Raw genomic sequence first — 25,509 nt, 5'->3', positions numbered from 1 at the left:
AGGTGAAGAGCAATCGCTACAGCGCGTTCACACTGCTGGAGCTGGTCATCGCGCTGGCGGTGGCCGCGATCGTCGCGGCCTTCGCGTTGCCGGGATGGAGCGCGCAGATCGCACGGGGACATCGCATCGACGCTGTCGCCGCGCTCTATCGGGCGGCGCAGTTCGTCGATACGCAGAGCGCGTCGATGGCGTCATTGCCTGCGGGATTCGACCAGGCGCCGCCGACGGGTACGCCCATCTACCGCTTGCGCGTGTTGCCCGCAGACGAGTCCAACGGCGGCTACGCCATCGCGGCCGATCCTGTGGAAACCGGCCCGATGCGCGGCGACGCTTGCGGCGCGTTCGTACTCGACGCAACCGGCGCGCGTAGCAATCATGCTGCAGGCGGCGGTGTTGTCGCGGCGGCTATGCAAACGTGCTGGCGGGACCGGTGAAGGCCTGGGAACTGCGCAATGGCCGGCAGTCAGCCAGTGAGATCGTCTTCGTCGGACCTGGTGCGGGCGGGCGGGTTCGAAGAGGTGTCGCGCTGGCGCCGCACCTGCTGCCACACGCGGTACGCCTCCCAGGCCGTAAAGGCGAGGCCGCCCCACTTGATGATGGGGCGCGCCGCCGAAACGATGCTAGTGCGCAGCGGTTTCGCCACAATGAGCGAGACGAGCGAGCTGACCAGCGGATATTCCTTGAGCAGGCTGCCGAGGCCGGAAGCCACCCCGCCGCCGGAGCCGGAGCCGGAGCGACCGAAGCCGGGCACCACGAAGCGCAGCCAGCTGAAATTCGTGACTGTCGCGCGGATGTCCACGAGCGCTTCAGCCATTTCGGCGCGCTCGACGCTAGCTCGCACGAGCAGCAATTCCTTGCGCAGCGCGCGCAGTTGTGGCGTCGAGAGGTCGTGTGCACGACCGCCGCGGGGGCGAAAAGCGGTGTCCGGTCGGGGTTGGTTCATGGCGTCGGCTCGCGGCTAGGGGTTGCGCAGGGCATCTCGGTCTTTCTCGAATTCCTCGAGCGTCGCCTGAAACACGAGTGGCGCGGTGTGCAGGCCGCGGCGCGCCTTCAGGCCGCAGAAAATCGCCGCGACCGCATAGAGGATCGTGAGACCGGCGAGCGCCTCCCAGCGGTACGTGTCCCAGAAGGCGATCGCAACGAGCGCCGTGAGCGCGATTAGCGCAAGCATGGCGAACATCATTCCCGCGAGGCCGAGGAAGAGCACGCCGATGAGGCGGTCTTTCTCCTCGGCGAGTTCGATGCCGATCAGTTCTAGCCGCGTCTGTAGCATCGCGGACGCGGAGCCGAGCAGTCGGCGCAACGGCCCGTGTTCGTGTCGCTGCGAGTGGGTGTCTGTCGTCATGGCGATGGCAGGTGGCGCAGGCGTGTGCCCGAGCAATGCGCAGGAAAAAGCGCAAAAAGAAACAGCGGGCGGAATCGCTCGGCAAAACCAATGGGCGCGGCGGGGCGCGCCCGAGAAAAGCCGTCAGGCAAGCACCGCCAGCGGGCTGTACGACCGCGCCGCACGAGCGGCCCTGAGACCGCCCGCGTGGCGAAGGAAGCGCCGCTTTACTTGCGGTTGATCAGCAGACCGACCAGCACGCCCACGCCGGCGGCGATGCCGATCGACGCCCACGGATGCTCGTGGACGTAGTCGTCGGTAGCGCGCGCCGCTTTCTTGCCTTTCTCGACCACGACCACCTGGACGTCGGCGGCCTTCTCCTTCGCCTGCTTCAGACGCGAGAGTGCCGTTTCGCGCAATTCCGAAGCGCGCTCGCCCGTAGCGCTCGCAGCCTGCTTGAGCAGGTCCTCTGCATCCGCGAGGACGGTTTTGATATCGGACATCAGCCTCTCCTTGTTGACTTCTGACATTGACTGGCTCCCATCGTGTCACATCACGCGTGAATCGTAACAAAGATACGGGCGCTGGCAAGCGTGACGCGCCGCCACGACCCTGAATTCGCACGATCCGTTCCCGCGAACGCGTGTGGAACGGGTTGTGGATGGCGCGCGCAAAAGCAGCGCGCGGTGAGAGTCATGGATCTGATCCGGCACCTAAAGTTTCCCTCAACTCGCTCAAAATTACAAAAACTCATACCGGTGTGAGCCGATGTTCGTTCGCGGGGCACGATCAGGGCCTGTATGCTTGGGTGTTGTAAACGTCTACCGGATCAACGCGCCGCGTGCGCCGTGTCGATCAAACTCCGTTCATCTCGTTCAAAGGAACCGCACCATGAGTCTACGTCTTGGCGATATCGCACCCGACTTCGAGCAGGATTCGAGCATTGGCCGCATCAAGTTTCACGAGTGGCTCGGCAATAGCTGGGGCGTGCTGTTTTCGCACCCGGCCGACTTCACGCCGGTCTGCACGACCGAACTTGGCCTGACCGCGAAGCTCAAGGACGAATTCGAGAAGCGCAACGTGAAGACGATTGCACTTTCGGTCGATAGCGCCCAGTCGCACAACGAATGGATCAAGGACATCAACGAGACGCAGGCGGCGAGCGTTGGTTTCCCGATTCTCGCGGACGGCGACCGCAAGGTGTCCACGCTGTACGACATGATCCATCCGAACGCGAACGAGACGTTCACGGTTCGCTCGCTCTTCGTGATCGACCCGAACAAGAAGGTGCGCCTCATCATCACCTATCCGGCGAGTACCGGCCGCAACTTCGACGAAGTGCTGCGCGTGATCGACTCGCTGCAGCTCACCGACAACTATCAGGTCGCGACGCCCGGCAACTGGAAGCAGGGCGACGACGTCGTGATCGTCCCGTCGCTGAAGGACGAAGAGGTCATCAAGCAGAAGTTCCCGAAGGGCTACAAGGCGCTGCGTCCGTATCTGCGCTTGACGCCGCAGCCGAACAAGTAAGCCATTCGGCTAACGCCAAAACAAAAGCGCCGCACGAAACCCATCGTGCGGCGCTTTTTTATGCGCAGATGATGCCGAGCGGGGCGGCGATCAGAAGAATGCCTGGATACCCGTCTGCGCGCGACCGAGGATCAGCGCGTGAATGTCGTGCGTGCCTTCGTACGTGTTCACCACTTCGAGGTTCACGAGGTGGCGCGCCACGCCGAATTCGTCGGAGATGCCGTTGCCGCCGAGCATGTCGCGGGCGAGGCGCGCGATATCGAGCGACTTGCCACACGAATTGCGCTTCATGATCGACGTGATCTCGACAGCGGCCGTGCCTTCGTCCTTCATGCGGCCGAGACGCAGGCAGCCCTGCAGGCCGAGCGTGATTTCCGTTTGCATGTCGGCGAGCTTCTTCTGGATCAGCTGGTTTGCCGCGAGCGGGCGGCCGAACTGTTTGCGGTCGAGCACGTATTGGCGCGCCGTGTGCCAGCACGACTCCGCTGCGCCGAGCGCGCCCCAGGCGATGCCATAGCGCGCCGAATTCAGGCAGGTGAACGGACCGCGCAGGCCCTTCACACCCGGCATGATGTTTTCTTCCGGCACGAACACTTCGTCGAGCACGATTTCGCCGGTGATCGAGGCGCGCAGGCCGACCTTGCCGTGAATGGCGGGCGCCGAGAGACCCTTCCAGCCCTTTTCCAGGATGAAGCCGCGAATGTCGTCCTTGCCGTCTTCCTCGAGCTTCGCCCAGACGACGAACACGTCGGCGATAGGCGAGTTCGTGATCCACATCTTCGCGCCCGAGAGCGAGTAGCCGCCGTTCACTTTCTTCGCGCGCGTGACCATGCTGCCCGGGTCCGAGCCGTGGTTCGGCTCCGTAAGACCGAAGCAGCCGATCCACTCGCCGCTGGCGAGCTTGGGCAGGTACTTCTGCTTTTGCGCTTCCGAGCCGAATTCGAAGATCGGCACCATCACGAGCGACGACTGCACCGACATCATCGAACGATAGCCCGAGTCGACGCGCTCCACTTCGCGCGCAATCAGGCCGTAGCTCACGTAGTTCAGGCCCGGGCCGCCGTATTGCTCGGGAATCGTCGGGCCGAGCAGGCCGACTTCGCCCATCTCGCGGAAGATCGAGGCGTCCGTCTTCTCGTGGCGGAACGCTTCCAGCACGCGCGGCGCAAGCTTGTCCTGGGCGTACGCGGCGGCGGCGTCGCGCACCATGCGCTCCTCTTCGGTGAGCTGCTGGTCGAGCAGAAGCGGGTCTTCCCAATGGAACTGGGCGTGTGCGGCCATGGTGTCTCTCCTTTCCTCAAATCCTTTAGATGGGCGAATTTGCGCTTGACTATGGTTCCGCTATGCGGAACAATGTTTTGCAAATTAACTTTAGTGTAGCACCAGGGCGCCCATGTCTGCATCCGGAATGACTACGACTTCCTCTTTTTCTTCTTCGCTGGCTGAGGGTCCGATCGACGAGCGCAAGTTCGTCGTAGCGCTCGCCCGCGGGCTCGACCTGCTGCGGGCGTTCCGCCCAGGCGAGACGCTGCTCGGCAATCGCGACTTCGTTGAGCGCACGGGCTTGCCGAAGGCAACCGTGAACCGGCTCGCGTACACGCTCACCGTGCTCGGTTATCTGCGTTTTGACGAATCGCTCGGCAAATATGCTCTCGACGCCGGGGTGCTGTCACTCGGCTTTGCGCTGCTGTCCGGCACGGACACGCTCGAACTCGCCCGCCCGCATATGCGCGCGTTCGCGCGCGAGGTGGGCGCCGCGGTGTCGCTCGGTTGTCGCGACGGTCTGGACGTGATCTATCTGGATACCATCCGCAGCGAGACGGCGCTCACGCTGGGCCTCGCCTCTGGCTCGCGGCTGTCGATGCTCACGAGTTCGATGGGCCGAGCGTATCTGGCCGTGCAGCCTATCGATGTGCGCATGGCGTTGTTCGCGGAACTGGAGAAGGCGGCGGGCGCCGAAGGACCGGCGCTGGTCGAGGCCGCAAAGCGCGAGATCGAAGTGTTTGGCAAGGAAGGGTGCTGCTATTCGTTTCGCGATTGGCACGAAGACGTCAACGCCGTGGCGGTGCCGTTTCGCGAGCCGCGCGAGCGCCGCTGGCTCGTGCTCAGCTGCAGCGGGCCGGCTTCGTCGATGGGGCCCGACGTGTTTCGCGAGCGTGTGGCGCCGCTCCTGAAGTCGCTGGCGCGGCGGCTTGGCGAAACGGTCTGACGCGCGAGCCGCGCGCAGCGGGCACAAAAAAGCCGACCTGCGGGTCGGCTTTTTCATGGCGACGTGCGGCGAGATTCAGTGGTTCAAGCGGCCGAGCAGCAGGAACTCCATCAGCGCCTTCTGCACGTGCAGGCGGTTTTCCGCTTCGTCCCAAACCACGCTCTGCGGGCCGTCGATCACCTCGGCGCTCACTTCCTCGCCGCGGTGCGCGGGCAAGCAGTGCATGAAGAGCGCGTCGGCGTTGGCGCGAGCCATCATCGGCGCGTCCACGCACCAGTCGGCGAACGCTTGCTTGCGTGCTTCGTTTTCGGCCTCGAAGCCCATGCTCGTCCAGACGTCGGTCGTCACGAGGTCGGTGCCGTCGCAGGCGTCGTGCGGGTCTTCGAACACTTCGTAGAACGGCTTGCTTTCCGGTGCGACCAGCGCCGGATCGAGCGGATAGCCCGGCGGCGTGGAAATCCGCAGCTTGAAGCCGAGGATCTGCGCGGCTTCGATCCACGTGTAGAGCATGTTGTTGGCGTCGCCGACCCACGCCACGGTCTTGCCGCGGATCGGGCCGCGATGCTCGTAGAACGTGAAGATGTCGGCCAGCACCTGGCAGGGGTGGTACTCGTTCGTCAGACCGTTGATGACCGGCACGCGCGAGCTTTCGGCAAAGCGCTGGAGGATGTCCTGGCCGAACGTGCGGATCATGATGATGTCGACCATGCGCGAGATGACCTGCGCCGAATCTTCGATCGGCTCGCCGCGGCCGAGCTGCGTGTCGCGCGTGTTCATGAACACGGCGTGGCCGCCCAGCTGGAAGATACCCGCTTCGAACGAGAGGCGCGTGCGCGTGGAGCTCTTCTCGAAGATCATCGCCAGCGTGCGGTCGTGCAGCGGGTGATAGGTCTCGTAGTTCTTGAACTTGCGCTTCAGGATGCGCGCGCGCTCCAGCACATATTCATATTCGTCAAGGGAGAAATCCTTGAACTGCAGGTAATGGCGTATGGTCCGGGAGGTCATGAAACAAAAACGGCGCCCGATCCGGCCTCGAACTGCAGGATTGGGCCGGCGACGCCGCTGCGGTTGGTGGTAAGTCAAAGCAGCATAAAGGATTTTGCGCATTTTGACGAGTTGCCCAAAAAATAGGCAGGGTGCCCTGGCGCGGGTAGGGTGGCGCTTTCGGGGTAGCTTTCGCGGCGGTTTCGCGGGCATCGAGAGGGCCCGGATTTAGCCTTTCAAGTGCCTTGTGTGCACTGCGTCAAAACGGTCGGTGCGCTATAATCCCAGAGATTTCTTAGGCACGACAAACGGGCCCTGGACGTGTGGTGGCAACACCTGCGGCAAGGTGGCGACACCTCGCGGCAACGGCAGGCAAGCCCGCGGGAGCGGCCTGTGCGCTGACTGGCAGTGCGCCGCGAAATCGTCCCGTCGATCCCGTTGCGAGACTTGCTTGTGACGTTTGGCGGCGGCGATTTTCGAGACTGAACGCCAGGCGGGGTGCGCGGCAGCCGTTTCCTATCCATCGGACTGTCCATGCGCGTGGTGGCGGGCGATCCCCGCAGCCGGCGTTGCGCGGTACCAGCGAGGTACCAGCGCGGGCGCAGCGCTCGTGCCGCCGTTACATGCTGCAAACGCACCCAGCAGCTACACACACAGGTACTCCTGCATGGCCGACGAAGCTCCAACCGAATACTTCATTCAAGGCATCACCAGCGCGGGGAAGAAGTTTCGTCCGAGCGACTGGTCGGAGCGCCTCGCCGGGGTCATGTCGAGCTTCGGTCCGAAAGCGTCGGCCAATGCGCGCGGCCCGAACGCCTATCTGCGCTACTCGCTCTATGTGCGCCCGACAATGATCGGCGACCTCAAAGTCGTCGTGCTGGACTCGCGTTTGAAGGACGTCGAGCCGATGGCCTTCAATTTCGTCATGAACTTCGCGAAGGACAACGACCTCGTCGTGACCGAGGCGTGCGAACTGCCGCACGATCACGCCACGCAGCAAGCCACGGTGCGCTAACGGCGCAGCCGCGGCAACGAATGGACCCGCTTCGGCGGGTTTTTTTGTGCCGGCGGTGTTGCCCGTCGTGTGCCGGGCAGAAACAAAAAAACCCGCCGAAGCGGGTTTTTTGTCGTGCAGCTCGAAGAGAGCGCTGCCAGCGTGGCCGGCAGTCCGAATCTCTTACTGAGCGGCTTGCATGGCCTTGACGGCAGCAGCCAGGCGGCTCTTATGGCGAGCGGCCTTGTTCTTGTGAACGATCTTCTTGTCGGCGATGATGTCGAGCGTCTTGCCCGATGCCTTCAGAACTTCAGCAGCCTTGGCCTGGTCGCCGGCGTCGATTGCCTTGCGAACAGCCTTGATGGCGGTGCGGAACTTCGAGCGCAGTGCCGAGTTGTGCGAGTTTGCCTTAGCGGCCTGACGGGCGCGCTTGCGTGCTTGTGCGGAGTTTGCCATTGCGATTCCTTGTGATTGCGGAGCGTGGACCTGGTCAGCGCTCTTTGCCTGGATTTGAACCTTCGGCAGCGTTGCCGGGGGAGTTCAAAACGGTATTTGCCAGTTCAGCTTCCTCAACTGGCCGCGCCTTTTGTGCCAGAGCAGCTTCCTGCCCCCTTTCCAAGACGCGCTTCGGGTCCTCTGGGAGAACTCGAATCGACGATTATAGCAACAGACTCATGAGCGTGGCAATCCACGACAATTGCGGCCTATCAGCCAGCACAAGCGCCACAGGAGGTGAACGCCTTTAACGCGACGCGGTCACAATCAGCGCGCTTTGTCTTTGCCTACCTTTTACCGGTGCGTTTGCCTGCGCCATTGCGTGGGTTTTTGCGTCGACCGTTGCGCCGCGCATCCGCGATTGAGCGGAAGGCGCCCGTATAATAGCCGCCCCATGAATCTATTCCGAGCCCTGCTGACAGTCAGCGGCTTCACGCTGCTGTCGCGCGTGACCGGTCTGGCCCGAGAAACGCTGATTGCGCGCGCGTTTGGCGCGAGCCAGTACACCGACGCCTTTTACGTCGCGTTTCGCATTCCCAACCTGCTGCGCCGCATCTCGGCGGAAGGCGCCTTTTCGCAGGCGTTCGTGCCGATTCTCGCGGAATTCAAGAACCAGCAGGGCCACGACGCCACGCGCGCGCTCGTCGACGCCACGTCGACCGTGCTCGCCTGGGTGCTCGCGATCCTCTCGCTGCTGGGCATTTTCGGCGCGTCGTTCGTCGTGATCGTGGTCGCGTCGGGCTTGAAGAGCGACGGGCAAGCGTTTCCGCTTGCCGTCACGATGACGCGCATTATGTTCCCCTATATCGTGTTCATCTCGCTGACGTCGCTCGCATCCGGCGTGCTCAACACGTACAAGCAGTTCTCGCTGCCCGCGTTCGCGCCGGTGCTGCTCAACGTTTCGTTCATCACGGCGGCCGTGGCGTTCGCGCCGCACATGAAGCAGCCCGTCTACGCGCTCGCGTGGGCCGTGATCGTGGGCGGCGTGCTGCAGTTCATCGTGCAATTGCCGGGCTTGAAGCGCATCGACATGATGCCGCGCATCGGCCTGAATCCGCTCAAGGCGCTCGCGCACCGGGGCGTGAAGCGCGTGCTCGCGAAGATGGTGCCCGCCATGTTCGCCGTCTCGGTCGCGCAGATCAGCCTCATCATCAACACCAATATCGCCTCGCGTCTCGGCCCCGGCGCGGTGTCGTGGATCAACTACGCCGACCGCCTGATGGAGTTCCCCACGGCGCTGCTCGGCGTCGCGCTCGGTACGATCCTGCTGCCGAGCCTCTCCAAAGCGCACGTCGATGCCGATCCGCACGAGTACTCGGCGCTGCTCGACTGGGGCTTGCGCGTCACGTTCCTGCTTGCCGCGCCTTCGGCCGTCGCGCTTTTCTTCTTCGCCGAGCCGCTCACGGCCACGCTGTTCCACTACGGCAAGTTCGACGCCACGTCCGTCATCATGACGGGCCGCGCGCTCGCGGCGTACGGGGTGGGGCTGGTCGGCCTCATTCTCATCAAGATCCTCGCGCCCGGCTTCTACGCGCGCCAGGACATCAAAACGCCGGTCAAGATCGGTGTAGGCGTGCTCATCGCCACGCAGATCAGCAACTACGTCTTCGTGCCGATCTTCTCGCACGCGGGCCTGACGCTCTCGGTCGGCCTTGGCGCCTGCATGAACGCGCTGCTGCTTTTCATCGGGCTGCGCCGCCGCGGCATCTACATGCCGTCCTCGGGCTGGACAACGTTCTTCGTGCAATTGCTCGGGGCATGCCTCGTGCTGGCAGGGGCGATGCACTGGTGCGCCATCAGCTACGACTGGATTGCACTGCGTCATGAACCGCTCGCACGCATTGCCTTGCTCGGTGCGTGCCTCGTCCTGTTCGCGGCGCTATATTTCGGTATGCTTTGGCTCATGGGCTTCAAATACGCGTACTTCAAGAGGCGGGCGAAGTGACCACGATGACTACGCGGGTTCTGGATTATTTCAGCGCGCTCGTTGCCGACGACGAGAGCCTGCCGCTCACCGAGGCGGCGCTGGCAATCGCGCAGGACGCGTATCCTGATCTCGATCTGCAAGGCACGCTCGCCGAGATCGACGAACTCGCGTTGCGGGTGCGACGCCGCATGCCCGAAGGGGCGGACGTGCGTCAGCGAGTCGCCGTGCTGAACCGCTGCTTTTTCCGCGAGCTGGGCTTCGCGGCCAACCTCAACGACTTTCTCGACCCCGAAAACAGCCACCTGAACGTCGTGCTCAAACGCCGGCGCGGCATCCCCATTTCGCTGGCGGTGCTGTATCTGGAAATGGCGACCCAGCTCGGACTGCCGGTGAAGGGCGTGTCGTTTCCGGGGCATTTTCTGTTGCGCGTCGCGCTGCCCGAAGGCGACGAGATGCTCGATCCCACCACGGGCCGCACGCTCACCGAGTCCGACATGGTGGAGATGCTCGAACCGTTCGTGGCCAACGCGGGCGACTCCGTGGCGCGTGCGCTGCGCATGCTGCTCGAACCGGCCACGCGCCGCGAGATCGTCGCGCGCATGCTGCGCAACCTGAAGTCGGTGTATCTGCAGACCGAGCGCTGGCAGCGCCTGCTGGCCATCCAGCAGCGGCTCGTGATCCTGCTGCCCGATCACATCGAGGAAGTGCGCGACCGCGGGTTCGCTTATGCACGGCTCGACTATCTGCGCCCGGCGCTCGAAGACCTCGAACACTATCTCGACGAGCGCCCCGACGCGGAAGACGCGACCGTGGTCGAGTCGCAGTTGCATGAGCTGCGCCAGCGCACGCTCGACAACGACTGAAGCGCCTCGCTGAAAAGCGCAGACAAAAAAGCCCGCGACGAATCTCGCGGGCTTTTTTTATCGCGCGGGTGAGGGCGCGCCGTTACTTCGGCTGCATGCGAATCGCGCCGTCCAGACGGATCACTTCGCCGTTGAGCATCGGATTCTCGACGATCTGCTTGACGAGCATCGCGTATTCATCCGGCTTGCCGAGGCGCGGGGGGAACGGAACCATCGCGCCGAGCGCGTCCTGCACTTCCTTGGGCATGCCGAGCAGCATCGGCGTTTCGAAGATGCCGGGCGCGATCGTCATCACGCGGATGCCGCTGCGCGAGAGGTCGCGCGCGATCGGCAGCGTCATCGCGACGACGCCGCCCTTTGATGCCGCGTAGGCCGCCTGGCCGATCTGGCCGTCATACGCGGCCACCGAAGCCGTGTTGACGATCACGCCACGCTCGCCGCCTTCGCCCGCCGCTGTCTGGGCGATCGCGGCGGCCGCGAGGCGGATCATGTTGAAGGTGCCGATCAGATTGACCGAGATGGTCTTCGAGAACGTGTCGAGCGGATGCGGGCCGTCCTTGCCCACGGTCTTGACGGCGGGTGCGATGCCCGCGCAGTTCACGAGGCCGCGCAGTGTGCCGAGCGCGGTTGCCGCGGCCACGGCGCGTGCGCCGTCGTCTTCGCTTGCGACGTTGCACTTCACGAACGCGCCGCCCAGTTCCTGCGCGAGCGCGTTGCCTGCGTCCTCGTTGAGGTCGGCGATGACGACCTTGCCGCCTTCGGCCGCGATCAGACGCGCGCTGGCCGCGCCGAGCCCCGACGCGCCGCCGGTGATGAGAAATACGTTGCCGCGGATCTGCATGTTTCGTCTCCTGTCATTGGGCTATGCCTCGCGTAGAGCGGAAGCCCTCGCAAGGCTATGCAAAACAAAGCGGGCCGGCTGGCGTCGCGTCCCGAGTCATCTCAGGAGTGCGGCGCCAGCCGGCCCGCAGGCAAACCAGCATGAAAGCCGAAAAAAACCGGCTTCGAATCGTGCTTTTAACGGGGCGGCGAAGCGCTTACTTGAGCGCTTCGAATGCGCGTTCGCGAATCTCGTCGACGCTGCCGAGGCCCGAGATGGCGCGATACTGCGGCGCCTTCAGGCCGTTTTCCTCGCCACGCTTGGCCCAGTCGCTGTAGTAGGCGATGAGCGGCTTGGTCTGTGCAACGTACACGTCCAGACGCTTGCGCACCGTTTCTTCCTTGTCGTCGTCGCGCTGGACAAGCGGTTCGCCCGTTACGTCGTCCGTCATTTCGACCTTGGGCGGATTGAACTTGACGTGATACGTGCGGCCCGAACCCGGGTGCATGCGGCGGCCGCTCATGCGCGTGATGATCTCGTCGAACGGCACGTCGATCTCGAGCACGTAGTCGATCGCGACGCCTGCCTGCTTCATCGCTTCGGCTTGCGGCAGCGTGCGCGGGAAGCCGTCGAACAGGTAGCCGTTCTTGCAGTCGGGCTCCTGAAGGCGTTCCTTCACGAGATTGATGATGAGTTCGTCGGTGACGAGCTCGCCGGCGTCCATGAATCGTTTCGCTTCGAGGCCAAGCGGCGTGCCAGCCTTGACGGCGGCGCGCAGCATGTCGCCCGTCGAGATTTGCGGAATGCCGAACTTTTCCTTGATGAAGCTTGCCTGGGTTCCCTTGCCCGCGCCCGGGGCGCCCAACAGGATCAAACGCATGTGAACAATCTCCGATCTGTGTGAATTCTTGCGGCGCGGCGGCTGCACCACGTGGGGTGGGACAGCGTCGTCAGCGTCGTGCGTCTCCTCGCCCGTTCGCTCACGGCCGTCGAGGCAGTGCTGGCGGGGGCGACGGCCCGTCCCGCGCGGCTTTCGCCCGGTGTCTACGACGTGCTCAGGACACGGGGCGGCGCTGCAAGACGGTGCCGAAAAGCGGGGAAACCCCGACGCACAAAGGCTTTAGACGGCTCGCGCAAACAATTGATTATGCCATGGGATTTTTGCCCCACGGACGGAATTAAGGCCGGTATAACGCCTGCACACGGGCGAGGTCGGCGGGCGTGTCGACGCCCGGCGCGGGTGCTTCGGCCGTCACGAGCACCGCAATGCGCTCGCCGTGCCACATCGCGCGCAGCTGCTCGAGCGCCTCGACCTGCTCGATCGGCGAATGCGCGAGCGAGGGGTAGCTGCGCAGGAATTTCGCGCGGTACGCGTACAGGCCGATGTGCCGATAAACGGTCGCGGGAGCCGGTGGGGCGGGCATTGCGCCGAGATCGAGGCGCGCCGGCGACCAGTGCGGCTGCCAGGCGTCGCGGGCCCAGGGAATGGGCGCGCGCGAGAAGTAGAGCGCCACACCGCGCGCGTCCAGCACGACCTTCACGACGTTCGGGCTGAAGATCTCCTCGGGCGCCGTGATGGGATGCGCTGCGGTCGCGATGGCGCATTCGGGGTGCGCTGCAAGGTGCGACGCAACGTCGCACACGAGCGCAGGGTCGATCAGCGGCTCGTCGCCCTGGACGTTGACCACGATCGTGTCGTCGCTCCAGCCGTAGTGTTCCGCGACCTCGGCGAGGCGGTCGGTGCCCGACGGGTGATCGGCGCGGGTGAGCACAGCCTCGAAACCGTGCTCGCGTGCGGCGTCGAGCACGCTCTGGGCGTCCGAGGCGATCAGCACCTTCTGCGCGCCCGAGTCGCGCGCGCGCTCGGCCACACGCACCACCATCGGCTTGCCGCCGATGTCGGCGAGCGGTTTGTTGGGCAGCCGCGTCGACGCGAGGCGCGCCGGGACGACGGCGATGAAGGGTTGCACGGGAGCGGTCATGGCCAGTTGGGGCAAGGACAGGAAACGGGATTGGGATACCCGGTTCTGGAAACCGTCTTTGGAGACGACAGCGCGCCGGGTGCGGCGCGCGTGACCTGGCTTCCAGCCGGGAATGCGAAATGAGCGAAATGAGCGGGGCGAGTGAGCACGGCCGCCAGGCGGCGCGCGACGCTCCGCCCGCGCGCCTTACGCGGCGCCCGGCCCGTGCGGGTCGACCGGCGTGCCTTCCACGGTTTGACGTGCTTCGTCGACGAGCATGACCGGGATGCCGTCGCGGATCGGGTAGGCGAGCTTGTCGGCATTGCAGATCAGCTCCTGCGCGGCGCGGTCATAGCTGAGCGGGCCCTTGCAGATCGGGCAGACCAGGATTTCAAGCAGACGAGCGTCCACGGAGTTTCTCCACAACCAGGGTAATGAGGCGATGATCGAGCGCGGCTTCGACGGGGACGACCCAGATGCGCGCGTCGTTCCAGGCCCCCAATTTTACTGCATCCTTTTCGGTGACCAGGATCGCGTCGGCGGCGACGTCGGCGAACGGGTTGGTCGCGTACGCGTAGTGGTCGGGCAGCGGCAGGGTTTGCGGCGCCAGGCCGGCCGCGCGCAGCGTCGCAAAAAAGCGCTCCGGCGAGCCGATGCCTGCCGCCGCCACGATGCGCAGCGCGGGCTGCGACGCTTTCCCGTCCGGCGTCAGCCGGGCGCCTTGCCCCGGCGCGTCCGCGCCAGCGGCAAATTGCGCGAGCGGGCGGCGCAGCGCCGGATTGGCGAGATGCCAGGCGTCGCCGGGTTCGAGTTTGAGCGCGAACGTATTGGGCCAGGGCGGCAGCGTGCGCTCGAACGGATTGTTGATAAGCGTGGCGTCGCGGCTGCGCGAAAGCGGCTCGCGCAGCGGACCCGCGGGCAGCAGAAAGCCATTACCGCCCAGGCGATGGTCGAACACCACGATCTCGACGTCGCGCACGAGGCGGTAGTGCTGGAGGCCGTCGTCGCTCACGATCACGTCGACGTCGCTGTGAGCGCCGCACAGCGCCGTGGCCGCCGCGACGCGGTCGGGCGAGACCCACACGGGCACACCCGTGCGGCGCGCGATCAGCAAGGGCTCGTCGCCGCAAAGGCGCGCGGGCGTGTCCGCCGTGACGGGTGTCGGGCGTGCGATTTTCGCGCCGTATCCGCGCGAGACCACGCCGGGCGAGAAGCCCGCTGCGCGCAGCGCCTCGACGAGTGCGATTACCGTGGGCGTCTTGCCCGTGCCGCCTACGGTCACGTTACCGACCACGACCACCGGCACGCCCACGCGCACGCTCTTGAGCCAGCCCGCCGCGAAGGCGGCGCGGCGCGCGCCGCTCACGGCGGCGAACACGGCGGCGAGCGGCGTAAGCGCCCAGGCGAGCGCGCCGCGGCGTTGCCAGGCGTGCGCAAACTGCGCTTCGGCGCGCTCCTTCAGACGGGAGACAGGGCCGCTCATCGGCAATTTGCGCGCGAAGCGCCGCACGCGGTATGCGGGGAGCAGTCAGGCAGGGCGGGCATCGGGTCGGTTCTCCGGTTCGAGGTGAGCGACAAACAAGACGGCAGACGAATGACCTGCATAGGCGAGCGCCCGGCGCTTCGCGCGGCGTAGGCAGTCGTGAACCCGGCACTCTAGCGCGGGTAGGCGCCGCGCAGCAAGTTGGTTGGCCGCACGCAATTGTCGGTTGCCTGCAAGGTGCGTGAAACGCCCGAAAAATCGCCGCCTGTGGATAACTTTGTGGAGAAGTCGGTCCCGGGAAGGCTGAAAGGCCCATTCGTCGGCCTCTCCATCGGCATGTAAGGATGTTATAGGGATAAAAAACGTATAGAAATCAATGGGATGGGATATTTTTGCGGCGTTTGCGGGCCGGGCGCGGTCATCTTGCCGCATGACAGCGTCGATGTGGACACTTCACGGGGCTTGCGAGCCGGTTCTCATTCGTGCTGGACTGCCGCCCCCCGAACGGTCTATCGTCTGTCCGGCCGACGTTTCTCCACATCCTTTCGCATGCTATCCGACCGATTCTCCGCTTCTTCCGCGCCCTCGGGCGACGTCGTCGTGCCGGTTTCGGCGCTCAACCGGGCGATTGCCTCGATGCTCGAGCGCACGTTCCCGCTTGCCTGGATTTCCGGCGAAGTGTCGAACTTTACGCGCGCCGCGAGCGGCCACTGGTACTTCTCGATCAAGGACGCCCAGGCGCAGATTCGCTGCGTGATGTTCCGCGGCCGCGCGCAGTACGCGGAATTCACGCCGCGCGAAGGCGACCGCATCGAAGTGCGCGCGCTCGTCACGATGTACGAGCCGCGCGGCGAACTCCAGCTGAACGTCGAGGCCGTGCGGCGCACCGGCCAGGGCCGGCTCTACGAAGCCTTCCTGCGACTGAAGGCGCAACTCGAGGCCGAAGGGCTCTTCGACCCCGAGCGCAAACGCGCGCTGCCCTCGCATCCGCGCGCCATTGGCGTGATTACGTCAATGCAGGCCGCCGCGTTGCGCGACGTGCTCACCACGCTGTGCCGGCGTGCGCCGCACGTGCCGGTGATCGTCTATCCCGCGCCGGTGCAGGGCGCGGGCTCGGCCGAAAAGCTCACGGCGATGCTGGAGACCGCGAACGCGCGCAACGAAGTGGACGTGCTCGTGCTGTGCCGCGGGGGCGGCTCGATCGAGGACCTGTGGTCGTTCAACGACGAAGCGCTGGCCCGCGCGATTGCGGCCAGCGCCATTCCCGTGGTGAGCGGCGTAGGGCACGAAACCGATTTCACGATCGCCGATTTTGCCGCCGACATGCGCGCGCCGACCCCCACTGGCGCGGCTGAACTCGTCAGCCCGCAGCGCACGCTGCTGCTGCGCGACCTCGACCAGCGCCATGCCGCGCTCGCGCGCGATTTCGGCCGCCTGCTCGAGCGGCGCTCGCAGCAGCTCGACTGGCTGGCGCGCCGGCTCGTCTCTCCCGTCGAGCGCCTTGCGCAGCAGCGCACGCATTTGCGCCAATTGACGATACGGCTCGCTTCGGCGGGCTCCCGCGCCACCGCCGAGGCCCGTGCGCGCCTGAATGTCATGCAGATGCGCTGGCAGCGCGCGCGGCCCGACGCCGCCGCTCAGCGCGCTCAACTGGAGTCGCTTGGCCGGCGTCTGGACGGCGCCTTCGCGCGCACGCGCGAGCGCGAAGCGGCACGCGTATCGGAACTCACGGCGCGGCTCGAAGTGCTGAGTCCGCAGCGCACGTTCGAGCGCGGCTATGCAGCGCTGCTCGACGCGCAAAGCGGCGCGGCCGTGCGCTCGCCCGCCACGCTAAAGCCTGGCAAGCGGCTTACGGTGCATCTCGCGCAAGGCAGCGCCGACGTTGCGCTCGCCGATGTCCAGCCGCGCCTCGCCGACGGTTTCTGAACCGGGCTCGCTGTTTGCTGCGCAAGGAAGAACCGGCGCGATTGCTTGCTCCACGACGAAAAATCGTGGCGGCGAGCGATTGTGGCAGTCTCGTTGCAGGAAGTTTGCATGTCGATTGCGCGGAGATTGCAACGCGATTGCAGCCGTCTTGTTTGCGCCCAAAACCGACATCGATTGCATGGCTTCGCAAAGCGCTGTTCGAGCGTCATTGCGTCGAGCATCACGTGCTGTGCAATCGGAGCAGCACGACGCCCATGAGGCGGGGAATCGGCACAAAACCGCTTAGCGGTTCATGCGCGAAAGCCCCGCGCAAACGATATCCGGCATAAAGGCCGCGCGTTTGCGGGGTTATTCCAACTCGCCTACAATCGAGTGCTCCATGCCGGCGAATTTGCAGAACTTCACGCAGAACTCCCCATAACACGACGAAGGAACCGCATCATGTCATTTACGCTCCCGCCGCTGCCGTTCGCGAAGAACGCCCTCGCTCCGCATATGTCGGAAGAGACGCTCGAGTTCCACTACGGCAAGCACCACCAGGCTTACGTCACGAATCTGAACAATCTGATCCCGGGCACCGAGTTCGAAAACCTGTCGCTCGAAGAGATCGTCAAGAAGTCGTCGGGTGGCGTGTTCAACAACTCGGCGCAGATCTGGAATCACACGTTCTTCTGGAACAGCCTCTCGCCGCAAGGTGGCGGCGCACCGTCGGGCGCGCTCGGCGACGCGATCAACGCGAAGTGGGGCTCCTACGACGCGTTCAAGGAAGCCTTCACGAAGGCTGCAGTGGGCAACTTCGGTTCGGGCTGGACGTGGCTCGTGAAGAAGGCCGACGGCTCGCTCGACATCGTGTCGACCAGCAACGCCGCCACGCCGCTCACGACCGACGCCAAGGCGCTCCTCACGATCGACGTGTGGGAACACGCTTACTACATCGATTACCGCAACGCGCGTCCGAAGTTCGTCGAAGCGTTCTGGAACATCGTGAACTGGAACTTCGCAGCGCAAAACTTCGCGTAATACGAAGAAGCGCTGTTCGATGTGCCGCAATGGCTGCGGCACATGCAAAAAGCCCTCGATGCGAATCGAGGGCTTTTTTGTTTTGCGCGAAGTGATTTACGCAAAAGCGGCGATGGTTTCCTGCGTCGAGCGCACGTGGCCCATGTGCGGGAACAGCTTGTTGAATGAGAAGTGATGCATCTCTTCGTTCAGGCCCGAAGTGGCGTCTTCGACGAACACGAGCTTGAAGCCGAGATCGAACGCCGCGCGTGCGGTGGATTCGACGCCGAAGTTCGTGGCGATCCCGCCGATGACGATGGTGTCGATGCCGCGGCGGCGCAACTGCTGCTCGAGATTGGTGCCGTAGAACGCGCCCCATTGGCGCTTGGCGACGATCACGTCGCCGGCTTGCGCGCCGATCTCGGGCACGAGTTCGGAGGCCTCCGCCGGTGCGGGCGGCGTGTCGGGCGTGCGCCCGGGCGCGTCGGCGGGCAGCGCGAGCAGTTCGTTCAGGAGCACGTGGACCCAGACGACGGTGCCGCCCTTGGCGCGCAGGGCGTCGGCGAGCGGCTTGGCCTTGGCCACGACTTGTGCGCCGCTATAGGGCGCGACCTGGCGGCCGACGATACCGTGCTGGAGGTCGATCATCACGAGCGCCGTGGTGCGCGCGTTCAGTGAAAGTGCTTGCGTCATGGTTCACCTATATGTGAGGATGGCTTCACATAATCATACACGAATGTGAAGGAGGCTTCAGATATGGCGGCAGACCCGCTCGCGCGCAAGGAGGCGCAAAAGGAAGACGCACGCGAAAACGCACGGCGCGTGCCGCGCCAGGAACGCGCGGCGCGCACCGTAGACACGCTGCTCGAAGCTGCGGGCGAAGCCTTCGCCGAGCGCGGCTTCGAAGCGGCGACGATGACGCAGATCGCCCAGCAGGCGGGTGTTTCGGTGGGCGCGGCGTACCAGTACTTCCCGAACAAGGAGGCGCTGGCGCTCGCGCTGCGCAAACGCTACGGCGATGAAATGGACGCGCGCTGGAGTGCGCTCATCGCTGCGCACGACGATGCGGGCAAGCTGCCGCTCGCGCAACTGGTCGAGCGCCTGTTCGACCTGATGGTCGATCTGATGCACGACTATCCCGCGTATTTGCCCCTGCTTTCCGTGCCGCTCGGCTTCAAGCGCGATGCGGCCGTGCGCAATCTGCTGCGCCAGCGTTTCACGGCGCTCTTCCTGCGTTATCAGCCGGCGCTTTCGTCCGACGAGGCCTATCGCGTGGCCGAAGTCATGCTGCAGGTCATCAAGAGCCTCAACCCACTCTACGCCGCGGCGAAACCGAAAGAGCGCAAGCTGCTGGTCGCCGAGTACAAGGGCGTGCTGGCGGCGTGGCTCGCCGTGCGGCTCGCGTGAGAGCGCGAGCCGCCCACACCCGCGCCGCGCCTTAGCGCAGGAGCGGCTCTTCGCGCGACGTCAGCACACGGTCGATCAGGCCATATTCCGCGGCCGCCTGCGCCGACATGAAATTGTCGCGGTCGCTGTCGTGCGCGATCTGCTCGATGCCGCGTCCGGTGCGCTCGGCGAGCATCGAGTTCAGGCGCTCGCGCAGGTAAAGGATCTCGCGTGCCTGCAACTCGACATCGGCAGCGGTGCCCTGGCCGCCTCCCGAAGGCTGATGGATCATGATGCGCGCATTGGGTAGTGCGAAGCGTTTTCCGTTTGCGCCCGCTGCGAGCAGGAACGACCCCATGCTGGCCGCGAAACCCGTGCACAGCGTCGAGACATCGGGCTTGATGAACTGCATCGTGTCGTAGATCGCGAGTCCGTCGTACACCGAACCGCCCGGCGAGTTGATATAGAGGCTGATGTCCTTGTCCGCGTTTTCCGCTTCGAGAAAGAGCAGTTGCGCGACCACGAGGCTCGCGCTTTGCTCGGTCACCGGCCCGACGAGGAACACGATGCGCTCGCGCAAGAGGCGAGAGTAAATGTCGTAGGCACGCTCGCCGCGCCCCGATGTTTCGATCACGGTCGGGACGAGATTGAGCGCGCTTGGCGGCATTGCTGCATGATTCAGTGCAAAGGATGGCATGAATGGCCTCGCGTTTTTCCGCTGACGGCTGTTGGCGTTGGCGGCGCGATCGCGCCGCTGCTGCCATGACGCCCGGCGAAGCCGTCGCGTGACGAGAATATTTTTGCGTGGGGCTGTCACGCCGGCCTTGCGCCGAACGTCATGAGGGAAACGGGCGGGAGCGGGCACGCATGGCGAAGGAGCGAAGCGAATGACGCAGGCGATCGACACAATCGAAGGAACAAGTCTGGAGGGCGCTGGGCGCAATGAGGCTGCGACCCCGGTGGGCGAGGCAGCCGGACCTCGCGAACAGGCATGGACTGACGCGCGCCGCGCCGCCGCCTTCGGCGAGGCGCGCGGGCGGCTCCTTGCGCTGGCAACGCGCGTGCTGGGCAGCCGCGCGGAGGCCGAGGACGTCGTGCAAGATGCATGGTTCCGCTGGCGCGACGCCGACGCGCAAGCGTTGCGCGCGCCGCAGGCGTGGCTCGCCACGGTGACGGTGCGCCTCGCGATCGACCGGCTGCGGCGCTTGCGCCGGGAGAATGCGGGCGAACACGAAGCTGCATGGCTCGACGACGCGGCGCCCTCGGCGGAAGAGGCCGGATTGCGCGCGCGGCGGTTTTCGGAGGCGCTGCTGCTCCTGCTCGAAAGGCTGGGACCGCTCGAACAGGCGGTGTTCGTGTTGCGCGAGGCCTTCGACTGCGACTACGCGCAGATTGGCGCGCTCACCGGCTGCACAAACGAACATTGCCGGCAGATCGTGCGGCGCGCCCGTGTGCGGCTCGCGCGCGAGGCCGCGCCGCAAGCGGCTCCTGCCGACAAAGTGCAGCACGCGCGCACGGTTGAGCGATTGCGCGACGTGCTGCATGCGCAGGATCGCGCGGGATTGATGGACTTGCTGGGCGTGACGGCAACGGCGCTGGTCGCGTCCAGCGTGGGCGAAGTGACCGAAGTGACTCGCCGCCACGGCGCGCAAGAAGCGGCAGTCGCGCCCGTTCTACGCGCCGAGGCGCTCGCCCTGGACTGCGAGCCGGGCGTGGCGCTCGTCGCGCAGGACGGTGCGCTCGCGGCGTGGCTGCATGTGCGCGACGACCGCTACGGGTTGCCCGAGCCTGTTGTTTGTGTCGCGGCAATGGAAGAGGGGAGCGCGCTCCAGGCGGCCAACCGGGCTTTTGGCGGCGATGCCGTGCGCAAGCTGCTCGCCCGGCTCGCCTCGAGCGACGGCGCGGCGTGCGTGTCTACGCTCCGTGTCACCGCGCGAGCGTTCACCACGCACGACTGCGCGACGCTGCTCGCGCAGCCTCTCGTCCTGGCCTGAACCCAGGCGTGAACGCTAGTCAGCCGCGCTAGCCGCGCAAGGCGGCGTCCCAGTTGATGTCGACGCACAGCACCTGCACGCCGTGTTCCGTCTGCACGGCGACCGACGCCGTGACGCACAGGTGCGCCTCGTTGATCGACAGATAAGGGGGTGTGAACTGCACGCGGCCCGGCGCCTTCATCGCGCCGATGAAGTAGGGCCGCCGCTCCCAGCTCGCGCCTTCCGAATGCAGCAGCGGCCGGAAGCGCTTGGCGCGTTGCGACGTGCGGCCGTCGGGCAGCACGTTGTCGCCGATCTGGCGGCCCGACGCGTCGAGCAGGAAGCAGCGCGCCGTGTCGTCGAGGCCGAGCAGCGGCAGCGTCGCGTCGCTCATGTTCACGCCTTCGGCAAGCTGCTTCGCCGCCGCTTCGATGGCGCTCACGTACGGCGCAAGACGCGCGGACTGCGAGCGCTCGCGCGCGGCCACGCGCTCGCGCAGCCGCGCCGAAAGATCGTCCATGAGCTGCGCGGCCTTGGCCGGCGGCACCGGCTCGACGTCGGGCCGCGCGAAATACGCACCCTGCACGAAGTCGGCGTTGCTCTCCAGCGCGATCAGCGCGTCGCGCTCGGTCGAAAGGCCGCCCACGAGCACGAGCTGACCCGACTCGTGCAGCATCGAAACGAGCCCCGGCAGCACGCGCTCGATATGCGCGTGGCGGCTCGCCTGGGCGAGCAGGCTGCGGTCGAGCGTCACGATGTCGGGTCGCAGCTGCCACACGCGGTCGATGTTCGAATGCTTCGCGCCGAAGCCGTCGAGCGCGATCACGAAGCCCGCCTTGCGCAATCCGTCGATGATTTCCGCGAAGCGCGAATTCTCGCCGCCCGCCTGCTCCGACACTTCGAGCACCACGCGCTGCGGCTGCAGGCCGAGCGCCTTGAGGCCGGCGAGCAGGGCGTCGCCGTAGCTCGTGTCCATCAGCGCGGCCGGATGCAGGCTCAGAAAGAGCCATTCGTCATGCGAATCGAACGCATTGAAGTTGCCCAGATGCAGCGATTCCGCGAGGCGCCCCAGTTCGAGCAGGTCGCCGCGGCGCGCCGCCTGCGTGAACACTTCCTGCGACGGCGCCTGCTGACCCTGCTCGTCATGCGCGCGCAGCGACGCGTGATAGCCGATCGCGCGCCGATGCGCGACCGAAAACACGGGCTGGAACACGCTGAAGACGGTGTAGCCGCCGTACAGCACGGTGCGGCGGGCGCCTTCTTCGCCGGCAATGGGGCGAGACTGGAAGCCGGGGGGATCGATGTCGATCATGCTGGTCATTTCGTTTCGATGGCACGCGGGACGGACGGGCGGGACGCGTGAGCGTCAAGTTTACAGGATAGGACAGCAAAAAGTATGCAAGTCCCAAGTCCCGCGGCCATTGGCCTGTGTGTTGGCGCACGCGCTATTTCGGGACGGTGCCCGCGATGTTCCTGAGTTGGTGCCTGAACGCGGCACGAACGCTGGCGACGCACGGCCGCGAGGCGCGCCGCACCTTTGCGGTGCGCGCGCCGCCGCCGGCGATCCAACCACAACGACCGCTGCAGCGGCCGCGGCGTATCAGGCCCGCTCGGACGGATCGGTCTTTTTCGCAGTGCGCCGCAGGTCCGACGAGAGCTGCGCGAAGATCCACGACGACCCTGCCGTGATGATGCCCACGCAAATGAACGTCGCGTGGAAGGCCGGAATTACGCTCTCGCCCGTCTTGTGGCCCATGATGCCCGTGAAGGTCGTAAGCAACGCGCCCGCGACGGTGACGCCCAGGCTCATCGAGAGCATCTGCACGAGCGAGAAGAGGCTGTTGCCGCTGCTCGCGCCGCCCGTGCCCAGGTCCTTGAGCGTGAGCGTGTTCATCGCCGTGAACTGCATCGAGTTCACGCCGCCGAAAATCGCCAGTTGTGCGATACGCATCCACAACGGCTCGTTAGGCGTGGAAAGCGCGAAGCTCGCCATCATGAGGCCCACGAGCACGGTGTTCGAGACCAGCACGCTGCGGTAGCCGTAACGCATGATGAGGTACGTCACGAGGCGCTTGGAGAACATGCCCGCCGCGGCGGTGGGCAGCATCATGAGGCCGGCTTCGAAGGCCGTGTAGCCGAGCGCCACCTGCAGGAGCAGCGGAATCAGATACGGCATCGCGCCGCTGCCGATGCGCGCGAACAGATTGCCGAGCAGGCCCACGCTGAAGGTGTGGATCTTGAAGAGATCGAGCGAAAAGATCGGCTGCGGCGTGCGTACCGCGTGCAAACCGTAGGCCACGAACGCGGCGAGCGAGAGGATGAACAGCACGAGCACGGTGGCGTGCTGGATGCCGAACTCGCTGCGCCCGTCGAGCGCGAAGGAAATTGCGAGCATGCCGATGACGAGCAGCAGGTAGCCCGGCAGGTCGAAGCGCGGCGTGTCGGGGTTGCGGCTGTCGGGCATGAAGATGAAGGTGGCCACGCACCCCACCACGCCCACCGGCACGTTGATGAGAAAGATCCAGTGCCACGAGGCGATCTGCACGAGCCAGCCGCCGAGCGTCGGACCGATGAGCGGGCCGATCAGCCCCGGAATCGCCACGAACGAGAGCGCAGGCAGATAGCGCTCGGCGGGAAACGTGCGCAGCACGGCAAGCCGGCCGACCGGCAGCAGCATCGCACCGCCCACGCCCTGTGCTACGCGCGAGACCACGAGCTGGTTCAGCGTATGCGCGCTCGCGCACAGGAGCGAGCCGACCGCGAATACGAAAATCGCGCCGAGAAACACACGCCGGGTGCCGAGTTTGTCCGCGAGCCAGCCCGATACGGGAATCATCACCGCCATCGTGAGCGAATACGCGATCACGACTGATTGCATGCGCAACGGTAATTCGCCCAGACTCTTCGCCATCGCCGGCAAGGCCGTGTTGACGATGGTCGAATCGAGGGTCTGCATGAAGAAGCCGGTGGCGACGAGCCACAGCATCACGGACAACGAGCGGGGCGACGGGGCGGTGCTGGATGCAGCAGTGGATTCGGACATGGGCGAGGAGTGGGGCGCGCAGGCAAGCGCCATTGTAGGGAAAACGGCGTGCGCGCGCAGACCGAAGGGCCCGCTGCCACGCATTTGCCACGCCTGCGCGCTTATCCGGGCAGACGCGGCGCCGCCGCGAAGAACGCCTGGGCGCGCGGGTCGAGCGTGAGCGCCACGTTGATGCGGATCCACGGGCTCGCTTCGCCATGCGGGCGGAAGTGACTGCCCGGCGAGACCGCGACGCCGAGCGGCTCGCCGCAGGCCGCGAGCCGCGCCGAATCCTCCACGTGCGGTACGCGCGCCCAGACGAACTTGCCGCCCGTTTGCGCGTAGCCGCGTGCCGCGGGCGACGCTGCCGCGCCGCCGAACAGCTCCCACCCATGCGCTTCGAGCGTGCGCGTGGCCGACCCTTGCGCTTCGGCGATGCGCCGGCGCAGCCGTTCGAGGTATTTGCGGTACGCGCCGCGCTCGAGCAGCGTGGCGGCCACGGCCTGCGTGAAGCGCGAGCCGCTGATGGTGGTCAGCGCCTTGATGGCCGCGAGGTCGCGCACGATTGCCGAGTTGGCCACGACATAGCCCACGCGCAGCGCCGAGGACAGTGTTTTCGAGAGCCCGCCTACGTACACGACGTGCTCGAACTGGTCGAGCGCGGCGAGGCGGTCAGTGGGATCGGCCTGGAAATCGGCGTAGATGTCGTCCTCGACGATCGTGAAGCGGTGCTCGCGCGCGAGCTGCAGCAAGCGGAACGCGACCGGCGGCGAGATCGTCGAGCCGGTCGGGTTGTGGAAGACCGTGTTGACGAAGAACGCGCGCGGGCGGTGCTCGGCGAGCATCGCGTGCAAATGGTCGATGTCGGGCCCGCTCGCCGTGCGGCGGATACCCACGAGGCGCACGCCATGCAGTTTCAGCAGACCGTACAGGTTGTAGTAGCCGGGGTCTTCGACGAAAACCGTGTCGCCGGGCTTGAGCATGTAGCGCATGAGCAGGTCGAGGCCCTCGCTCGCGCCTTCGGTGACGAGGATCTGCTGCGTCTCGGCCACGATGCCGAGCGGCGCGAGGCGGTGGCGCAGATGCTCTCGCAGCGTGGCGTCGCCGGTAGGCGTGCCGTAGTCGACGAGGCTGGCGGGGTCGCTGCGCGACACATGGCGGATCGCCTGGCCAAGCGCGTCGATGTCGCGCCAGGCCTGCGGGATCGAGCCGCTGTCGAGCTGCAGCGATTCGTCCGCGCGTTCGAGCTGGCTGAGCAGGTGGCCGGACTCATCGGCCGCGTTCGTGAGGTCGCAGGTGCCCATGCCGGAGAGTCCCGCGCGCGCGTGTTCGCTCACGTAAAAGCCCGAGCCATGGCGCGAGTCGAGATAGCCGAGCGAGACGAGCCGGTCATAGGCCTCGATCACGGGAAATCGGCTGATGGCGTAGTCGGCGGCGAACTGGCGGATGGACGGCAGGCGCGAGCCCGGGTGCGCCGCGCGCGAGCGAATCCACGTCTGTACGCCGGTGACGATCTGTTCGGTGAGCGGCACGTCGCTCGCGCGGTCGAGTTCGAGTTTCATCTGGGTCTCATCTGGGTACGTGACTGTTCGGTTTTTTCACTGCACAGTTCC

The 25,509-nt window shown here is 65.7% G+C and carries 26 protein-coding genes; 10 read left to right on the top strand and 16 right to left on the bottom strand.

What is annotated here, in order from left to right; all coding sequences use genetic code 11:
- Positions 1–2: 2 nt before the first annotated feature.
- The gene (locus U5A58_RS21585; RefSeq protein WP_321962957.1) at positions 3–434 is read left to right on the top strand and encodes a type IV pilin protein; all 432 of its coding nucleotides are present in this window, start codon (positions 3–5) and stop codon (positions 432–434) included.
- A 29-nt stretch (positions 435–463) separates the two neighbouring features.
- On the opposite strand, the gene U5A58_RS21580 is transcribed toward U5A58_RS21585, so the two are convergent.
- The 3 genes from U5A58_RS21580 to U5A58_RS21570 form a co-directional block, all read right to left on the bottom strand.
- Positions 464–943, bottom strand: coding sequence for a DUF3318 domain-containing protein (locus U5A58_RS21580; RefSeq protein ID WP_321962956.1), 480 nt, complete (start codon positions 941–943; stop codon positions 464–466).
- A gap of 15 nt (positions 944–958) precedes the next feature.
- Complete coding sequence (locus U5A58_RS21575; protein ID WP_321913799.1) at positions 959–1,345, bottom strand: phage holin family protein; 387 nt, start codon at positions 1,343–1,345, stop codon at positions 959–961.
- A gap of 206 nt (positions 1,346–1,551) precedes the next feature.
- Positions 1,552–1,854: a DUF883 family protein gene (locus tag U5A58_RS21570; protein WP_007584918.1), complete on the bottom strand. Its 303-nt coding sequence runs from the start codon at positions 1,852–1,854 to the stop codon at positions 1,552–1,554.
- Between the two features lie 361 nt (positions 1,855–2,215).
- Between U5A58_RS21570 and U5A58_RS21565 the strand changes: the two genes are divergently transcribed.
- Positions 2,216–2,854 carry a peroxiredoxin gene (locus U5A58_RS21565; RefSeq protein WP_321962955.1) on the top strand — a complete coding sequence of 213 codons (639 nt, stop codon included), beginning with the start codon at positions 2,216–2,218 and terminating at the stop codon, positions 2,852–2,854.
- A gap of 90 nt (positions 2,855–2,944) precedes the next feature.
- On the opposite strand, the gene U5A58_RS21560 is transcribed toward U5A58_RS21565, so the two are convergent.
- Positions 2,945–4,135, bottom strand: coding sequence for an acyl-CoA dehydrogenase (locus U5A58_RS21560; protein ID WP_091996231.1), 1,191 nt, complete (start codon positions 4,133–4,135; stop codon positions 2,945–2,947).
- 127 nt (positions 4,136–4,262) lie between these two features.
- On the opposite strand from U5A58_RS21560, the gene U5A58_RS21555 reads away from it, so the two are divergent.
- On the top strand, positions 4,263–5,063 hold the full coding sequence (locus U5A58_RS21555) for an IclR family transcriptional regulator (protein WP_321913801.1): 801 nt from the start codon (positions 4,263–4,265) through the stop codon (positions 5,061–5,063).
- 75 nt (positions 5,064–5,138) lie between these two features.
- On the opposite strand, the gene argF is transcribed toward U5A58_RS21555, so the two are convergent.
- On the bottom strand, positions 5,139–6,068 hold the full coding sequence (argF, locus tag U5A58_RS21550; protein ID WP_321962954.1) for an ornithine carbamoyltransferase: 930 nt from the start codon (positions 6,066–6,068) through the stop codon (positions 5,139–5,141).
- Between the two features lie 646 nt (positions 6,069–6,714).
- On the opposite strand from argF, the gene U5A58_RS21545 reads away from it, so the two are divergent.
- The gene (locus tag U5A58_RS21545; protein ID WP_133182706.1) at positions 6,715–7,062 is read left to right on the top strand and encodes a DUF3579 domain-containing protein; all 348 of its coding nucleotides are present in this window, start codon (positions 6,715–6,717) and stop codon (positions 7,060–7,062) included.
- Positions 7,063–7,224: 162 nt separating this feature from the next.
- Here U5A58_RS21545 and rpsT read toward each other — a convergent pair whose 3' ends face one another.
- Complete coding sequence (rpsT, locus tag U5A58_RS21540) at positions 7,225–7,497, bottom strand: 30S ribosomal protein S20 (protein WP_069262794.1); 273 nt, start codon at positions 7,495–7,497, stop codon at positions 7,225–7,227.
- Positions 7,498–7,930: 433 nt separating this feature from the next.
- On the opposite strand from rpsT, the gene murJ reads away from it, so the two are divergent.
- Positions 7,931–9,481 (top strand): murein biosynthesis integral membrane protein MurJ, encoded by a 1,551-nt coding sequence (gene murJ, locus U5A58_RS21535; RefSeq protein ID WP_321962953.1) that lies wholly within the window; start codon positions 7,931–7,933, stop codon positions 9,479–9,481.
- A gap of 5 nt (positions 9,482–9,486) precedes the next feature.
- Positions 9,487–10,326: a SirB1 family protein gene (locus U5A58_RS21530; protein WP_321962952.1), complete on the top strand. Its 840-nt coding sequence runs from the start codon at positions 9,487–9,489 to the stop codon at positions 10,324–10,326.
- A gap of 82 nt (positions 10,327–10,408) precedes the next feature.
- Here the strand turns inward: U5A58_RS21530 and U5A58_RS21525 are convergent, their stop codons facing one another.
- The 5 genes from U5A58_RS21525 to lpxK form a co-directional block, all read right to left on the bottom strand.
- The gene (locus U5A58_RS21525; protein ID WP_321962951.1) at positions 10,409–11,167 is read right to left on the bottom strand and encodes an SDR family NAD(P)-dependent oxidoreductase; all 759 of its coding nucleotides are present in this window, start codon (positions 11,165–11,167) and stop codon (positions 10,409–10,411) included.
- Positions 11,168–11,363: 196 nt separating this feature from the next.
- Positions 11,364–12,026, bottom strand: coding sequence for an adenylate kinase (adk, locus tag U5A58_RS21520; RefSeq protein ID WP_321947158.1), 663 nt, complete (start codon positions 12,024–12,026; stop codon positions 11,364–11,366).
- A gap of 298 nt (positions 12,027–12,324) precedes the next feature.
- On the bottom strand, positions 12,325–13,128 hold the full coding sequence (kdsB, locus tag U5A58_RS21515) for a 3-deoxy-manno-octulosonate cytidylyltransferase (RefSeq protein WP_321962950.1): 804 nt from the start codon (positions 13,126–13,128) through the stop codon (positions 12,325–12,327).
- Positions 13,129–13,314: 186 nt separating this feature from the next.
- Positions 13,315–13,518 carry a Trm112 family protein gene (locus tag U5A58_RS21510; RefSeq protein ID WP_028205303.1) on the bottom strand — a complete coding sequence of 68 codons (204 nt, stop codon included), beginning with the start codon at positions 13,516–13,518 and terminating at the stop codon, positions 13,315–13,317.
- Positions 13,499–14,590, bottom strand: a complete 1,092-nt coding sequence (gene lpxK / locus U5A58_RS21505; protein ID WP_321962949.1) for a tetraacyldisaccharide 4'-kinase — start codon at positions 14,588–14,590, stop codon at positions 13,499–13,501. The genes U5A58_RS21510 and lpxK overlap by 20 nt, the downstream gene beginning before the upstream one ends.
- A gap of 549 nt (positions 14,591–15,139) precedes the next feature.
- On the opposite strand from lpxK, the gene xseA reads away from it, so the two are divergent.
- Both xseA and sodB read left to right on the top strand, forming a co-directional pair.
- Entirely contained in the window at positions 15,140–16,516 is a 1,377-nt protein-coding gene (gene xseA, locus U5A58_RS21500) for an exodeoxyribonuclease VII large subunit (RefSeq protein WP_321962948.1), read from the top strand.
- Between the two features lie 441 nt (positions 16,517–16,957).
- A complete protein-coding gene (sodB, locus tag U5A58_RS21495) occupies positions 16,958–17,536 on the top strand; it encodes a superoxide dismutase [Fe] (protein WP_321913810.1) in 579 nt (192 codons plus the stop codon).
- Between the two features lie 96 nt (positions 17,537–17,632).
- Here the strand turns inward: sodB and U5A58_RS21490 are convergent, their stop codons facing one another.
- Positions 17,633–18,208, bottom strand: coding sequence for an isochorismatase family protein (locus U5A58_RS21490; protein WP_321913811.1), 576 nt, complete (start codon positions 18,206–18,208; stop codon positions 17,633–17,635).
- Between the two features lie 63 nt (positions 18,209–18,271).
- On the opposite strand from U5A58_RS21490, the gene U5A58_RS21485 reads away from it, so the two are divergent.
- Complete coding sequence (locus U5A58_RS21485; protein WP_321913812.1) at positions 18,272–18,922, top strand: TetR/AcrR family transcriptional regulator; 651 nt, start codon at positions 18,272–18,274, stop codon at positions 18,920–18,922.
- 31 nt (positions 18,923–18,953) lie between these two features.
- Here the strand turns inward: U5A58_RS21485 and clpP are convergent, their stop codons facing one another.
- Complete coding sequence (gene clpP, locus U5A58_RS21480; RefSeq protein ID WP_321962947.1) at positions 18,954–19,598, bottom strand: ATP-dependent Clp endopeptidase proteolytic subunit ClpP; 645 nt, start codon at positions 19,596–19,598, stop codon at positions 18,954–18,956.
- 190 nt (positions 19,599–19,788) lie between these two features.
- Between clpP and U5A58_RS21475 the strand changes: the two genes are divergently transcribed.
- Complete coding sequence (locus U5A58_RS21475) at positions 19,789–20,895, top strand: sigma-70 family RNA polymerase sigma factor (protein WP_321962946.1); 1,107 nt, start codon at positions 19,789–19,791, stop codon at positions 20,893–20,895.
- 28 nt (positions 20,896–20,923) lie between these two features.
- Here U5A58_RS21475 and U5A58_RS21470 read toward each other — a convergent pair whose 3' ends face one another.
- The 3 genes from U5A58_RS21470 to U5A58_RS21460 all read right to left on the bottom strand — a co-directional run bounded on the left by U5A58_RS21470 (position 20,924) and on the right by U5A58_RS21460 (position 25,458).
- Positions 20,924–22,195, bottom strand: a complete 1,272-nt coding sequence (locus tag U5A58_RS21470; protein WP_321962945.1) for an EAL domain-containing protein — start codon at positions 22,193–22,195, stop codon at positions 20,924–20,926.
- 279 nt (positions 22,196–22,474) lie between these two features.
- On the bottom strand, positions 22,475–23,917 hold the full coding sequence (mdtD, locus tag U5A58_RS21465; RefSeq protein WP_415774272.1) for a multidrug transporter subunit MdtD: 1,443 nt from the start codon (positions 23,915–23,917) through the stop codon (positions 22,475–22,477).
- 101 nt (positions 23,918–24,018) lie between these two features.
- A complete protein-coding gene (locus U5A58_RS21460) occupies positions 24,019–25,458 on the bottom strand; it encodes a PLP-dependent aminotransferase family protein (protein WP_321962943.1) in 1,440 nt (479 codons plus the stop codon).
- Between the last annotated feature and the right edge of the window lie 51 nt (positions 25,459–25,509).

The organism is Paraburkholderia sp. J7, assembly GCF_905220155.1.
In the GTDB taxonomy this organism is placed as follows: Bacteria; Pseudomonadota; Gammaproteobacteria; order Burkholderiales; family Burkholderiaceae; genus Paraburkholderia.
The sequence above is the reverse complement of the archived record's forward strand: the minus strand, read 5'-3'. Positions and strand labels throughout refer to the sequence as shown.

Bases quoted from the DNA above. Each gene is read 5' to 3' on its own strand.
- U5A58_RS21485 (WP_321913812.1), top strand. From the start codon at position 18,272: ATGGCGGCAGACCCGCTCGCGCGCAAGGAGGCGCAAAAGGAAGACGCA.
- xseA (WP_321962948.1), top strand. From the start codon at position 15,140: ATGCTATCCGACCGATTCTCCGCTTCTTCCGCGCCCTCGGGCGACGTC.
- U5A58_RS21575 (WP_321913799.1), bottom strand. From the start codon at position 1,345: ATGACGACAGACACCCACTCGCAGCGACACGAACACGGGCCGTTGCGC.
- U5A58_RS21555 (WP_321913801.1), top strand. From the start codon at position 4,263: ATGACTACGACTTCCTCTTTTTCTTCTTCGCTGGCTGAGGGTCCGATC.
- kdsB (WP_321962950.1), bottom strand. From the start codon at position 13,128: ATGACCGCTCCCGTGCAACCCTTCATCGCCGTCGTCCCGGCGCGCCTC.
- clpP (WP_321962947.1), bottom strand. From the start codon at position 19,598: ATGCCATCCTTTGCACTGAATCATGCAGCAATGCCGCCAAGCGCGCTC.
- U5A58_RS21565 (WP_321962955.1), top strand. From the start codon at position 2,216: ATGAGTCTACGTCTTGGCGATATCGCACCCGACTTCGAGCAGGATTCG.
- mdtD (WP_415774272.1), bottom strand. From the start codon at position 23,917: ATGTCCGAATCCACTGCTGCATCCAGCACCGCCCCGTCGCCCCGCTCG.
- adk (WP_321947158.1), bottom strand. From the start codon at position 12,026: ATGCGTTTGATCCTGTTGGGCGCCCCGGGCGCGGGCAAGGGAACCCAG.
- argF (WP_321962954.1), bottom strand. From the start codon at position 6,068: ATGACCTCCCGGACCATACGCCATTACCTGCAGTTCAAGGATTTCTCC.
- rpsT (WP_069262794.1), bottom strand. From the start codon at position 7,497: ATGGCAAACTCCGCACAAGCACGCAAGCGCGCCCGTCAGGCCGCTAAG.
- U5A58_RS21580 (WP_321962956.1), bottom strand. From the start codon at position 943: ATGAACCAACCCCGACCGGACACCGCTTTTCGCCCCCGCGGCGGTCGT.
- U5A58_RS21560 (WP_091996231.1), bottom strand. From the start codon at position 4,135: ATGGCCGCACACGCCCAGTTCCATTGGGAAGACCCGCTTCTGCTCGAC.
- U5A58_RS21530 (WP_321962952.1), top strand. From the start codon at position 9,487: ATGACTACGCGGGTTCTGGATTATTTCAGCGCGCTCGTTGCCGACGAC.
- U5A58_RS21460 (WP_321962943.1), bottom strand. From the start codon at position 25,458: ATGAAACTCGAACTCGACCGCGCGAGCGACGTGCCGCTCACCGAACAG.
- U5A58_RS21470 (WP_321962945.1), bottom strand. From the start codon at position 22,195: ATGACCAGCATGATCGACATCGATCCCCCCGGCTTCCAGTCTCGCCCC.
- U5A58_RS21475 (WP_321962946.1), top strand. From the start codon at position 19,789: ATGACGCAGGCGATCGACACAATCGAAGGAACAAGTCTGGAGGGCGCT.
- lpxK (WP_321962949.1), bottom strand. From the start codon at position 14,590: ATGAGCGGCCCTGTCTCCCGTCTGAAGGAGCGCGCCGAAGCGCAGTTT.
- sodB (WP_321913810.1), top strand. From the start codon at position 16,958: ATGTCATTTACGCTCCCGCCGCTGCCGTTCGCGAAGAACGCCCTCGCT.
- U5A58_RS21525 (WP_321962951.1), bottom strand. From the start codon at position 11,167: ATGCAGATCCGCGGCAACGTATTTCTCATCACCGGCGGCGCGTCGGGG.
- U5A58_RS21545 (WP_133182706.1), top strand. From the start codon at position 6,715: ATGGCCGACGAAGCTCCAACCGAATACTTCATTCAAGGCATCACCAGC.
- U5A58_RS21570 (WP_007584918.1), bottom strand. From the start codon at position 1,854: ATGTCAGAAGTCAACAAGGAGAGGCTGATGTCCGATATCAAAACCGTC.
- murJ (WP_321962953.1), top strand. From the start codon at position 7,931: ATGAATCTATTCCGAGCCCTGCTGACAGTCAGCGGCTTCACGCTGCTG.
- U5A58_RS21490 (WP_321913811.1), bottom strand. From the start codon at position 18,208: ATGACGCAAGCACTTTCACTGAACGCGCGCACCACGGCGCTCGTGATG.